Origin of the sequence: Actinomyces urogenitalis DSM 15434, from assembly GCF_000159035.1 — a bacterium.
GTDB classification, from domain to species: Bacteria; Actinomycetota; Actinomycetes; order Actinomycetales; family Actinomycetaceae; genus Actinomyces; species Actinomyces urogenitalis.
The window spans coordinates 617,631-629,498 of record NZ_DS999574.1 but is presented as its reverse complement, the minus strand read 5'-3'; the positions used below and the strand labels follow the sequence as shown (position 1 = coordinate 629,498).

11 protein-coding genes are annotated in these 11,868 nt (G+C 63.3%); 2 read left to right on the top strand and 9 right to left on the bottom strand.

The genetic code is table 11. The features are described 5' to 3' along the window. The first annotated feature begins 194 nt into the window (after window positions 1–194). Complete coding sequence (locus HMPREF0058_RS02660) at window positions 195–419, top strand: DUF3073 domain-containing protein (protein WP_034236699.1); 225 nt, start codon at window positions 195–197, stop codon at window positions 417–419. Between the two features lie 87 nt (window positions 420–506). Here the strand turns inward: HMPREF0058_RS02660 and purM are convergent, their stop codons facing one another. Next, a complete protein-coding gene (gene purM / locus HMPREF0058_RS02655) occupies window positions 507–1,664 on the bottom strand; it encodes a phosphoribosylformylglycinamidine cyclo-ligase (RefSeq protein ID WP_006548134.1) in 1,158 nt (385 codons plus the stop codon). Continuing rightward, window positions 1,661–3,421, bottom strand: coding sequence for an amidophosphoribosyltransferase (purF, locus tag HMPREF0058_RS02650; protein ID WP_006548133.1), 1,761 nt, complete (start codon window positions 3,419–3,421; stop codon window positions 1,661–1,663). Before purF ends, purM begins: the two co-directional genes overlap by 4 nt. Window positions 3,422–3,543: 122 nt before the next feature. On the opposite strand from purF, the gene HMPREF0058_RS02645 reads away from it, so the two are divergent. Then, window positions 3,544–4,587, top strand: a complete 1,044-nt coding sequence (locus HMPREF0058_RS02645; protein ID WP_006548132.1) for a LacI family DNA-binding transcriptional regulator — start codon at window positions 3,544–3,546, stop codon at window positions 4,585–4,587. Window positions 4,588–4,669: 82 nt separating this feature from the next. Here the strand turns inward: HMPREF0058_RS02645 and HMPREF0058_RS02640 are convergent, their stop codons facing one another. From HMPREF0058_RS02640 to HMPREF0058_RS02615, 7 genes are all read right to left on the bottom strand, one after another. Then, the gene (locus HMPREF0058_RS02640; protein ID WP_006548131.1) at window positions 4,670–6,052 is read right to left on the bottom strand and encodes an ADP-ribosylglycohydrolase family protein; all 1,383 of its coding nucleotides are present in this window, start codon (window positions 6,050–6,052) and stop codon (window positions 4,670–4,672) included. Window positions 6,053–6,067: 15 nt separating this feature from the next. Next, entirely contained in the window at window positions 6,068–6,898 is an 831-nt protein-coding gene (locus HMPREF0058_RS02635) for a carbohydrate ABC transporter permease (protein WP_211205882.1), read from the bottom strand. 62 nt (window positions 6,899–6,960) lie between these two features. Continuing rightward, window positions 6,961–7,842: a carbohydrate ABC transporter permease gene (locus tag HMPREF0058_RS02630; protein ID WP_211205881.1), complete on the bottom strand. Its 882-nt coding sequence runs from the start codon at window positions 7,840–7,842 to the stop codon at window positions 6,961–6,963. A gap of 31 nt (window positions 7,843–7,873) precedes the next feature. Further along, window positions 7,874–9,232, bottom strand: a complete 1,359-nt coding sequence (locus HMPREF0058_RS02625) for an ABC transporter substrate-binding protein (RefSeq protein ID WP_169305806.1) — start codon at window positions 9,230–9,232, stop codon at window positions 7,874–7,876. A gap of 99 nt (window positions 9,233–9,331) precedes the next feature. Next, a complete protein-coding gene (locus tag HMPREF0058_RS11990) occupies window positions 9,332–10,285 on the bottom strand; it encodes a ribokinase (protein WP_081449143.1) in 954 nt (317 codons plus the stop codon). A 309-nt stretch (window positions 10,286–10,594) separates the two neighbouring features. Then, window positions 10,595–11,605 (bottom strand): 1-phosphofructokinase family hexose kinase, encoded by a 1,011-nt coding sequence (locus HMPREF0058_RS02620; RefSeq protein ID WP_006548126.1) that lies wholly within the window; start codon window positions 11,603–11,605, stop codon window positions 10,595–10,597. A 17-nt stretch (window positions 11,606–11,622) separates the two neighbouring features. Continuing rightward, window positions 11,623–11,868 (bottom strand): sterol carrier family protein (locus HMPREF0058_RS02615; protein WP_006548125.1); only part of this gene is annotated, 246 nt, incomplete at its 5' end.

Genomic DNA, 11,868 nt, shown 5'->3' with positions numbered 1-11,868 from the left:
GCAGGCCGCCCGCGGTGGGTCTGGACCGCCCGCCGCGCGGGGACGTGCCTGGTTGACGTGGCTGGAACCACGTCAACCACTAATGACTCCGAATGGTGTTCACCTATCGGTCCGTTGTAGGCTCGGCCTACGACACATTTGCCCAAGTGAAGCGCGCCCAGCGTGCCCAGAGATTGTTGGAGGGGGTCGAGCCTATGGGGCGCGGCCGTCAGAAGGCCAAGGCGACCAAGGTCGCTCGTAAGCTCAAGTACTTCAGCCCGGAGACCGACTACGCGGCGCTCGAGCGTGAGCTCGTCAGTGCGTCCAGCGGCGCGGAGACTGACGACGACGAGATCGACTACGAGGAGCTGGCCTCCAAGTACAACGTTGACGACGATGAGGACGACTGGGGCACCAGCTCTGCCGACGCAGGCAAGTAGCACCTCTTCCTCATAGCAGTGCGGTGGGGCCCGCCAGGAGAACCTGGCGGGCCCCACCGTATGCTGCTGCCAGCGCAGCCAGGCCGATCAGGCCGTGCGGTACTGACTGAAGATGTCCACGGCTCCGCCGTCGACGCCCTTGGTGCCCGAGACCAGGCGCCCGGAGACCTCGTAGCCGGCTGCCTCGTGGACCTCACCCAGCACCCAGGCGGAGATGCCCGAGCCCTCAGCCACGCGGATGACCGCCTCGGCGGCCTCCGGGGCGACGACGGCGACCATGCCCACGCCCAGGTTGAGCGTGCCCTCCAGGTCCTCCCACGGCACCGCGCCCAGCTGGCGCACGACGTCGAAGACCGGCGGCACCACCCAGGACGCACGGTTGACGTCCCCGACCAGCCCGGCCGGCAGGACCCGGGCCAGGTTGGCGGCCAGGCCGCCACCGGTGACGTGGGACAGGGCATGGACGGGGCCGGCAGATGCGCCGGTGTCCAGGGCGTTGATCATGGCCAGGCACACGCGCGTGTACAGCGCGGTGGGCTCCAGCAGCTCCTGGCCCAGCGTCCGCCCGAACTCCGGGACCTCACGCTCCAGCCCCCAGCCGGCGTGCTCGACGACGCGGCGCACCAGTGAGTAGCCGTTGGAGTGCAGTCCGGAGGAGGCCATGGCCACCAGCACGTCCCCGGCCCGCACGCGCTCGGCGCCGAGCATGCGGTCGGCCTCGACCACGCCGGTGGCCGCGCCTGCGACGTCGTACTCGTCAGGAGCCATGAGACCGGGGTGCTCGGCGGTCTCGCCACCTAGCAGCGGGGTGCCGACGGCGGCGCAGGCGTCCGCCACACCGCGCACGATGTTCGCGATGCGCTCGGGAACCACGTGGCCACAGGCGATGTAGTCCGTCATGAGAAGCGGGGTGGCCCCGACCACGACGATGTCGTCGACGACCATGCCCACCAGGTCCTGGCCGATGGTGTCATGGATGTCGAGGGCCTGGGCGATGGCGACCTTGGTGCCCACGCCGTCAGTGGAGGTGGCCAGCAGCGGGCGGCGGTACTCACGCAGCTCCGAGACGTCAACCAGCCCGGCGAAGCCGCCGACCCCACCGACCACGGCGGGGGTCATCGTGGCAGCCAAGGAGGCCTTCATCAACTCCACCGCGCGGTCTCCGGCGGCGGTGTCCACGCCGGCCGAGGCGTAGGTGATGCCCTGCTCGTCAGCGGCGGGCGCGGGGTTGGGGGTCTGGCTCATCGGGTCTCTCCTTGGGATGCGGCGGAGGCGGGGCTGGCTGAGGACGGGCTGGTGGGCTGGGGGCTTCCAGCGGCCAGGTCTGGCCGGGTCACCTCGTCGATGCGCACGGGGGCGGCGTCGTGACGGCGTCGGTAGACCGAGGGCATGCGCGAGACCGGGAGGGTACCGATCGGCACGCCCTCAACCGGAGGCTTGACCGGGTAGGAGCCGGTGAAGCAGGCCATGCACAGGTCGTCCGCCTTCTGACCGGAGGCCTCCACCATGCCCTCCACCGAGAGGTAGCCGAGCGAGTCCGCGCCCACGGACTCACGGATCTCGTCCACGCTCATGCCCGTGGCGATGAGCTCGGCGCGCGTGGCGAAGTCGATGCCGTAGAAGCACGGCCACATCACTGGCGGGGAGGAGATGCGGATGTGGACCTCGGCAGCGCCGGCCTCACGCAGCATGCGCACCAGGGCACGCTGGGTGTTGCCGCGCACGATCGAGTCGTCGACGACCACGAGGCGCTTGCCCTCGATGACCTCGCGCACGGGGTTGAGCTTGAGTCGGATGCCGAGCTGGCGCAGGGTCTGAGTGGGCTGGATGAAGGTCCGTCCCACGTAGGCGTTCTTGACCAGGCCCTGCCCGTAGTGGATGCCGGAGGCCTGGGCGTAACCGATGGCCGCCGGGGTCCCGGACTCCGGGGTGGCGATGACCAGGTCCGCCTCCACCGGGTGCTCGCGGGCCAGGGCCGCGCCCATGGCGTTACGGGCGGCGATGACCGAGCGGCCGGCGATCTTCGTGTCCGGGCGGGCGAGGTAGACGTACTCGAAGACGCAGCCCGCGCGGTTGGTGACGGCGAAGCGGCTGGAGCACACGCCGTCGGCGTCGATCTGCAGGAACTCGCCGGGCTCGATCTCACGGACCACCGTGGCGCCCACGATGTCCAGGGCCGCGGTCTCCGAGGCCACGACCCAGCCGCGCTCCAGGCGGCCCAGGACCAGGGGACGCACGCCGTGGGGGTCGCGAGCGGCATAGAGGGTGTGCTCGTCCATGAAGACCAGGGAGAAGGCACCGCGCAGCATCGGCAGGACGCGGCGCGCGGTCTCGGCGACGCTGAGCGGGGGCTCGGGCGCCTGGGCGGCGGACTCGGGGACGCCGTCGGGGTAGAGGCCGGTGGCCTCTAGGTCGGCGACGTCGTCGTGCCCCTCCAGCCTGCCGCGCTCGGAGATGAGGTTCATCAGGGAGGCGATGACGGCGGTGTCCGTGGAGGAACCGCGGCCAAGCTCGCCGGTGAGGTCCTCACCGCTCGTGGCGCGCACGGCGTCCATGAGCTCGCGGGTGTTGGTGAGGTTGCCGTTGTGGGTCAGCGCCAGGGTGGACCCGGCCACCGGGCCGAGCATCGGCTGGGCGTTCTCCCAGGTGGTGGCGCCGGTGGTCGAGTAGCGCACGTGGCCGACGGCCATGTGGCCAGTAAGGCTGGACAGGGCGCGGTCGTCGAAGACCTGGGAGACCAGGCCGAGGTCCTTGTAGACGAGGATGTGGGAACCGTCCGAGGTCGCGATGCCGGCCGCCTCCTGGCCGCGGTGCTGCAGGGCGTACAGGCCGAAGTAGGTCAGGCGGGAGACTTCCTCACCTGGCGCCCACACGCCGAAGACGCCGCACTCCTCGCGCGGCGCGGGCTCCAGCTCGCGGGTCAGGTCAATGGCTGGGGAGGTCGGGGCAGCCGTCTGCGGATCCGGGAGGACTGACAACGGCGCGGGGCGGGTGGACTGCATGCTCTCACCAAGGCTCACCGCCACAGTCTCCCATACTGTGGCCCGCTCATCCTCTTCGCGGCTGTGCTGGTGGGCATAGGCGGTATCGTTCGAGCCACAGCAAGGCGAGACCAGGAGACGCGATGACGATCACCCGAGCGGATGTCGCGAAACTGGCGGGAGTGTCACCTGCTGTTGTCAGCTACGTCATCAACGATGGTCCTCGCGGGGTCTCCGCCGACGCCCGGGCACGCGTTGAGGCTGCCATCGAGACTCTGGGCTACCGCCCAAACGCTGTTGCCCGCGCGCTGCGCAAATCGAGCACCCAGACCATCGGACTTATTGTCCCGAACCAGACCAACGAGTACTTCGCTGAGCTGACCGAGGAGATTGAGCGTCAGGCCTTCGAGCGCGACTATCTGTTACTGGTAGGGATCACCCACGATGAGCTCGCCCGCGAGCGCCGATACGTCGAGCTGTTTGTCGACCGTCGGGTCGATGGCCTGCTCGTCATCTCGGGGCGGGCGGGTGAGCTCATCGCTCACGAGATCCGGCACACTCCGGCCGTCGCCGTTGACCGCGCCGCGCAGATCCCCAGCGCCTCAGACGTCTACACCGACAACCGGCTCGGGGCGAGGCAGGCGGTTGAGCACCTCCAGGCACACGGGCTTCAGGTCATCGGTTGTATCGCCGGGCCACGCGACATCCTCCTGAGCACAGACCGCGAGAGCGCCTGGCGGGATCAGCTCCAAGAGGCGGGCCAGGAAGCAACGAGTGCCCTCGTCGTCAGCACGCCGTTTACCAGTGCTGGCGGTCGAGAGGGCTGTAGCGAACTCCTCGACCGCCAACCGATCCAGCAGGCCCTTGCCCATGGGCAACAGGTCGGGATCTTCGTCTCCTCCGATGCCCAGGCACAGGGCGTCTACCAGGCGTGCACCGAGCGTGGCCTTCGGATTCCCGACGATATCGCCGTGGTCTCCTTCGATGGCAGTGACGTCGGCGCCCACACGAGTCCGTCCTTGACCTCCTACCGGCAACCTACCGATGAGATCGCACGGGTCGCCACGCAGGAACTCACCCGACGCATCCACGACGCCGATTCCTCGCCTCGAACTCTGCGGATCACGGGGAACCTGCGTATTGGGGCCAGCTGCGGGTGCCCGGTGCGGGTTGCTGCGGCACGATAGGCATCAGAGTTCACCGCTCTTTGGGGGTGGTGTCATGCATACCGTCGCATGACACCACCCCTCCCCAGATAGCGAAGGACACTCACCACTCTTCTGGTGTCACAAACCTGAGCAGCGGCTTGCCCAGGATGCTCTCGACACAAGAAGGCTCGTCGACCCGCGCCGTCAATGCCGCCAACTGGTCAATGCTCACCCCGTCCCACCCGAATACCGCACTGTGCACCGTTCCATGAAGTGGCTTGGAGAATGTCTCTGGAATCGAGTAACCGAGCAGGGCGCCTACCGATCCTGCGGTTGCACCATTGGAGTCTGTATCCCACCCGCCTGCGACAGTCAATCCGATGGTCTCAGTGAAGGATCCCGCCCCATAAAGCAGGCCCGCGGTCAGAATCCCCGCGTTGTTGATCGTATGCACCCAGCTGTAGTGCCCAGTCCGAGCCTGAATTTCCTTCACGGCCGCAGACCATCCCATGCCTGCGTCATAATCCGCCATGACGGCAACAATCTCCCGGTAGAGCCGCGACCGAGGCGGAATCACTGCCAAAGCTCGCTCAATCGCCTCTCTGGCCGACGAGGAGTCAAATGCCGCCGCGACAAGCGCCGCGCACCACATCTCTCCGTATACACCGTTGGCCGTATGGGACACGACTGCATCCTTATATGCCAGCTCGGCCGCACTGCCGCAATCGCCAGGGTTAACGTACCCAAAAACATCCGCACGAATGGCCGCACCAATCCACTCTCGATATGGATTACGTGTCAGGCGCGCCTCCGGCACCCCATAGCCCTCAATAAGCCGACAGATTGTCGCACGTTCCGCCGTATAGGTCTGCATCACTGGAAGCAGCGTCAGCCAGGCGGCAGCGACATCACTAGTCTGGAAGTCTCGCCCTCGATCCAGCAGGAGGTGGAGGTTTAACACCGTGTAGTCAACATCGTCGTCACGGCTGCTTCCATCCACCTTCCCAGCCACCGTCGTGGAACGGCACTCTCGGAATTCTGGATATCCCATGGTCGTCGGATCAACGTCCGGGAAGTATCCCTGCACAGGCCAATTGCCGACCTCCTTGAGAAAACGCACAAGTCTGTCACTCGTCCAGTCGTCGCCTGCCTCAACGGGTTTTCCGAGCATGTTGCCGCAGACTCGACCGGTCCAAGCATCGCGCAACCGGGCCTCGTAGTCCGGAGCCGCTCTCAAGTCAGGACTTGACGCTTCCGGCCAGCGCGCCGAAGCGCGAATTTCCTCGAGAGACTCAGGCTCGTTTGCCGTCCACGACTCGTCTCGCGTGATGTGATCAAGCTTCCTGTAGGCCTCCTCACACGCGGCCATCGAGATGCGCTCGAAGCCTCCACTCCGACTGAGTTCCTCATCGATCGCCGCGACGTTGTAGCCGGACTCCCGATACTGCTCGACCTCAGCAAACACTAGGTCGCGCACATCCTTCGCACGCGCCGTTCCCCACATGTGTCTTCTCCTATCTCACTTGAGCCCGCCCGCGGCAAGCCCTTCGACAAACTTCTTTTGCATAAAAAGGAACAAGATGATCACCGGAGCGATTACGAACAGCGCGCCCGCACTCGTCAATCCCCAGTCCTGGGTGAACTGCCCCTTGAAGGCCAGGAACGATGTCGTTACAGGCTTCAGGGCGTCATCTTGAATGAAGGTGATAGCAAACAAGAACTCATTCCACGCCATCAGTCCGGAGACCAATGCCACGGTCAGGAAACCTGGAAGCGTTAGAGGTAGCACGACCGAGAAGAGAATACGTAGTTCTCCCGCACCCTCCGTACGCGCGGCCTCCTCGAATTCACGAGGTAAAGCCATCATGTACGACCTCAGCAGAAGGGTTGCGAACGGAGAGAAGAGTGCCACGTAAATCCCAATGAGGCCAAAAAGACTATCCGTCAAGCCTAGTTTTGCCCACAGGAAGAAGAGCGGCACGAGGAAGATCTGCTGAGGAATTGCCGTGCACACGAAGAGATACAGCAGCACGACACCACCCCGAGGGACGTCAAGTCTTGCAAGCGCATAAGCTGCAGTTCCACTGACGATCCAGACGCCAACGACCGTACATGCAGTGATGATTGCACTATTGAGAATAGTAGTCCCATAATTGCCGAGCGACCACGCTTCAGGAAAGTTCGCAAACGTCAGGTCTCGCGGGAATCCTAGCGGATTTTTCGAGACCTCGGCAGATGTCTTGAGAGCGTTCATTACCAGAATGATGATCGGTACGCCAGAGAAGACCGCAAGAAGCGCGAGCACGCCATGGGTTCCCAGGCGTTCCGACAGCGGACGTCGCCTATTCACCATCGTCTCCCTTCGCAACCATGAGCGAACTGGCCCCGATATTCACGAGAAATTGATTCCCGCTACACATCCCAGCCTCGCTTTCTCGTTAGATATTGGTAGCCACAAATCACCACAGCGCTCAACGCCATCATCGTGACACCAAGGGCCGCCGCATAGCCCGCCCGGAACTCGGAGAACGCCGCCCGATAGAGCAGAGTGGAGACAAGCTCCGTCGCACCGCTCGGCCCACCTTGGGTAATGATGTACACGTAATCAAAGGTCAACAGCGACCATACAATGCTCAGAAGAAGGACGAACATAAGCGTTGGCCGAATAGAGGGGATAGTGACGTGAAGAAACTGTTTCCAACGACCTGCGCCATCCAGCTCCGCTGCCTCGTACAACGAAGGATCAACGGCCTGCATCGCCGTAAAGAAGAGGACAGCAACAAAGCCCCACCAATGCCAGTTGTCAACAAACGCAACGGCTCCCAGCGCTAACCTACGATCTCCAAAGAACGCAACATCCTTCAACCACGGGACCCCAGCATTGGCAAGCGCGGTGCCGATTCCGCGATTCGGCGATAAAATGTTTTGCCAGATTGCCGCATTCACCACACTAGCAATCATGTAGGGAATGAAGTATATCGCCTGATAGATTGATCTACCGCGCCGCACGGACATTAACAAATATGCGCCCGCCAGCCCCATGAAGATCGGAACCGTCAAAAATACCGCCATCCACTCCAAGTTGTGGATGAATGCCTGCCAGAAACTGGCATCATGAATGATCTCAATATAATTGGAGACACCCACGAAGTCAGGTACGCCCAGGCCAGTCCAATCCGTGAACGAATAGGCAACAGTCGCTATCGTCGGGCCGACGATGACGGTTACATTGACTAATGCCAAAGGTATGAGAAACATGCATGCCACTGCACGCCTTCTTTTCGCCTTATTCATGAGACACCTCCCTTCCCCTCACCCCTCGGTTTCACTTGGATGGGTCAAAAGCCTTGGGCACGGTGCCTTCATCCAGTTCCTGCGTAAAGGTTTCTGCTACCACGCTCATGTAGTCCTCGGGGTCAACCGTCCCGTCGAGAACCCTCTGCAACTGCTCCCAGATGACGGTGTTGGTACGCGGGGGCCAGAATGTCCACGTGGCAAAACCAAACGTCGCCTGACTGCCCTCGCCGACAAGATCAAGGATGAGGCGGCGCACCCTCTCATCCATCTCGGAGGGCAGCTCGCTCTCTGCCGTGACCTGAGGCTTAATTGCTGCCGGGAGCGCCTGGTTCCACTTTGTTCCATTTCCTGGCTCCGCAAAATACCAGTCAATGAACGACTGTGCCCCATTCTTAATTTTGCTCTTTGCATTGACCGAGAAGGTCGAGCCAACCGCGAGAGGGTAGACGTCACCTTGGACTGCCTCAGACAGAGGGGGCATCGCCGTCCAGTCCCACCCGTCAGGATTATCAAAGAACTTCTCTGCAGAGTAGAGGAACCAGCTCCCCTCAATGTTCATCGCGGCTTTCCCTGCACCAAACTCGGCACGGAAATCGTCGCCATTGGTCGCGAAGTAGTTCTTGGCACTCCCTTGGAACCACCCCTTATCAAAGTAGTCCCGTAGTAACGCAACCGGTTCGACAAACTCAGCGTCAGTCCATGGCTTCTCCCCTCTAAGCGCCTTGCTCAACGCCTCCGGTCCCGCATACGAGTTCCAGAACGACGTCATGAGCCACTCGACGGCGGCCCGCCAGTCCTGGTTTCCTCCGGCGAAGGGCGTGATGCCCGCCGACATTGCCTCGCTCGCAACCGCTTCCAAGTCGTTGCGATTCTTCGGAACGCCCCATCCATACTTCTCAAAAACATCACTGTTATAGAAGAGGAGCATGGTTTCCATCTCGGCCGGCACCGAGTACAGGCCTCCGTCATAGAACCCTGACTCATAAGCCCAGGGAACCAGGCGGTCTTTCAGACTGATCTCCTCAGCCCATTCTGTCAAGTTTTCGAGCATTCCCGCTTTGACGTACTGAAGTGCGTATGACGGTCCTGGTGTGACGACGATGTCTGGCCCCTGCCCAGCTTGAAGTGCCGTCCTCAGCTTCTTTTCTAGGTCGCCACCTGTTTGATGGGTGAGCTGCAGTTGGTAATCCGAATAGGACTTTTCGAAAGGCGCCTTCACCTCCGTCTCCCAATAGGCGCGATCTCTCGCCCCTTCCGTCTCAGCCCAAAGAGCTACGACATTTGACTCCTTGTCATTTGAGGCACATCCAGCGGTTTGCGTCAGGACGAGTCCGGCACCTATACATCCGAGCATTGACAATGCATGTCGTCGGTTCATCGCAATCATGTGCATCTCCTTTGAAACACATCGAACTTCATCGTTCATAAGTTGAGGCCGGCCGTTTAGGACAGCCTCCGCGCGCCATGGCGGTGACGCAGCCGAGTTCTAGTTGCAGCCTTCAAGCGTCATGGTTCTCATCGATGGCTCCGTACCAGGATCACCTCCTGCATCTATGACCCCACGGCCATGAAGGGCTCGCACGTATGTCTGGGCGCCTACAGAACAACAAGCGAGTGCCGCCAGGTGTGTCGCCCAGCGTGCCGCCATCACGAGATCTGTCCCGCACGCGAGTTGAGCTGCCAGCCCACCGACAAACGCATCGCCGGCGCCGGTTGTATCAACGACATCGATGGACTCCGCCTCGACCGCATCGAGGTAGCCCGAGGCGTCATAACACTCACACCCCTGAGCCCCACGCGTCACCACTAGCCGGATGCCTAGTTCGCGTGTGCGCTCCGCCAAAGAGGCACGATCCGTACTACCGAGGGTCACCTGAGCCTCAAGTTCGTTGACAACTAGGACATCAACGAATGGCAGAATCTCTGAAATGTCCAACGCAGGCGCCGCATTGAGCACCACCGAACAGCCATGCGCACGAAAAGTACAAGCCGCCTGGCGCATCATCTCGAGCGGCATCTCAAGCTGGAGAAGAAGCAAGTCACCTTTCTTTGCAACCCTGGAAGCAGCCTCAATATCAGCCACAGAAATCCGCGCATTAGCCCCTGGCATCACAACGATGGCGTTCTCGCCGGAAGCATCAGACTGTATGAACGCACCGCCAGTAGGTGCGCCAACCGTGCGGCTCACACGCGCAATGTCCAGCCTGGGCACTGCACGTAGCCATGCGAGCACCAGATTCGCCTCATCATCATCACCGACACGCGAGACAAATACGGAATCCGCCCCGCTACAAGCAGCGGCCACCGCCTGGTTGGCACCTTTACCCCCGACTAACTGCGACGAGCCGTGAGCCAGCACCGTCTCACCGGGGCGAGCAATTTCCTGAACGTGGAACATCCGGTCAAGGTGGGTGTTCCCGATGACGAACACTGTTGACATCGGACCTCTGTCTCGCCATCAGGTGATAGTCATTGACCGATCATCCGCGCCCTCGCCGCAGCCAGCACAACCTTTGTCTGAAATGCGGGGAAGTAGAAGATCAATCACAACCAGCAGTGACGGCGTTGGGAATGTGGGTATCGAGCGGAACCACATCGTTCAACTCGTGTTGATACGTTGAGTCTAACACCCCTCATATGTGACCGCAAGCACTTCAGGTCACGATTTCAACACGAGTCAACGCACACGTGCCCCCACCCACCATCACAAACGTGGTTTTGTGTGTGGGAACGGGGTCTACGCCGGTTCTCACCCCCGGTCCTGCACGGAAAACCCCGATAGCAAGGGGTCTGCTCCTAGGAAGGAGGGTAGGTCCTGCCGCCTGGGCAGCTGCGTGCCCGGTAGGGCCGCGGCGGCGCTGCCATAAGCCACCGCCGCCGCCAGGCTGCGCTCCTCGCTCCGCCCACGCACCTGCCCCAGCAGGTATCCAGCCAGGCAGGAGTCACCAGCACCAACCGTTGAACGCACGCGCACCTGCGGAGCCTGAGCACGCCAGACGCCTTCCGACGTCACCAGCACGGCGCCCGCCGCCCCGAGACTTGCCAGCACCCGGCCCACCCCGCGAGCGCGCAGCCGCCCAGCCGCCTCCAGCACGCCGGCCCAGCTGCCCGCAGCAGCATCCTCTTCCAACGCCCAGACTGTCTCACGACTGAGCCCTGCCAGCTGCCCCAGCTCGTACCCATTGGGTTTGAGCAGGTCAGGAGCCGCCTGCGGCCAGGCCTGCGCCACCGCCTCCAACGCCGCGTCCGAGGTGTCCAGGGCGATCCGCACCTGCGGCGCCCGCGCCCTCAGGGCTCTGATCAGCCGGGCGTACCAGTCCTGTGGCGCTCCCGGCGGCAGGGAGCCGGAGAGCACCACCCAGGTCACCGACGCCCGCGAGGCCTGCTCCACCACAGCCTCCTCAACCGCCTCCTGCTCGTTCAGGCTCAGACGTGCCCCGGGCTCGTTGAGCTTGGTCGTGGTGCCGTCAGCCTCGGTGATCGCGGTGTTGACTCGGGTGGCACCACAGACCTCGACCTGCCGGATACGCATGTGCGGGCCCACCAGGGTCTCCAACGCCGGCCCCAGCGGCCCGGGTCCCACGGGCACCACCGCCGTCGTCTCCACGCCCGCGGCCGCCAGCACCCAGGCAACATTGAGCCCCTTGCCGCCTGCCTGGCTCGTCACCGAGGCGACGCGGTTGACCTCCCCGCGTACCAACGCCGTCGGCAGCTGGGCAGTGCGGTCCAGCGAGGGATTGGCCGTAAGCGTGACAATCATGCGTGCCGCAACCTCGGTCAGGCCCGCATGAGCGGCAGGTAGGGCGAGAGGTCGCAGCGCTCGCCTGAGGCGTGCAGCGCCCCACTGGCCAGCGCCTCCTCCCACCCCAGGCGGCCGGTGGCCAGGCGCAGCCAGGTCTGGGCGTCCGTCTCCACCCCCGACGGCGGTGTCCCGCGCCGGTGCACCGTGCCGGCCACGGCCTGGGTGGCGCCGAAGGGTGGCACGCGCACCTCGACGGCGTGCCCGGGGGCACAGGCCGCCAG

Bases quoted from the DNA above. Each gene is read 5' to 3' on its own strand.
- HMPREF0058_RS02660 (WP_034236699.1), top strand. From the start codon at position 195: ATGGGGCGCGGCCGTCAGAAGGCCAAGGCGACCAAGGTCGCTCGTAAG.
- purM (WP_006548134.1), bottom strand. From the start codon at position 1,664: ATGAGCCAGACCCCCAACCCCGCGCCCGCCGCTGACGAGCAGGGCATC.
- HMPREF0058_RS11990 (WP_081449143.1), bottom strand. From the start codon at position 10,285: ATGTCAACAGTGTTCGTCATCGGGAACACCCACCTTGACCGGATGTTC.
- HMPREF0058_RS02620 (WP_006548126.1), bottom strand. From the start codon at position 11,605: ATGATTGTCACGCTTACGGCCAATCCCTCGCTGGACCGCACTGCCCAG.
- HMPREF0058_RS02640 (WP_006548131.1), bottom strand. From the start codon at position 6,052: ATGTGGGGAACGGCGCGTGCGAAGGATGTGCGCGACCTAGTGTTTGCT.
- purF (WP_006548133.1), bottom strand. From the start codon at position 3,421: ATGCAGTCCACCCGCCCCGCGCCGTTGTCAGTCCTCCCGGATCCGCAG.
- HMPREF0058_RS02625 (WP_169305806.1), bottom strand. From the start codon at position 9,232: ATGATTGCGATGAACCGACGACATGCATTGTCAATGCTCGGATGTATA.
- HMPREF0058_RS02630 (WP_211205881.1), bottom strand. From the start codon at position 7,842: ATGAATAAGGCGAAAAGAAGGCGTGCAGTGGCATGCATGTTTCTCATA.
- HMPREF0058_RS02645 (WP_006548132.1), top strand. From the start codon at position 3,544: ATGACGATCACCCGAGCGGATGTCGCGAAACTGGCGGGAGTGTCACCT.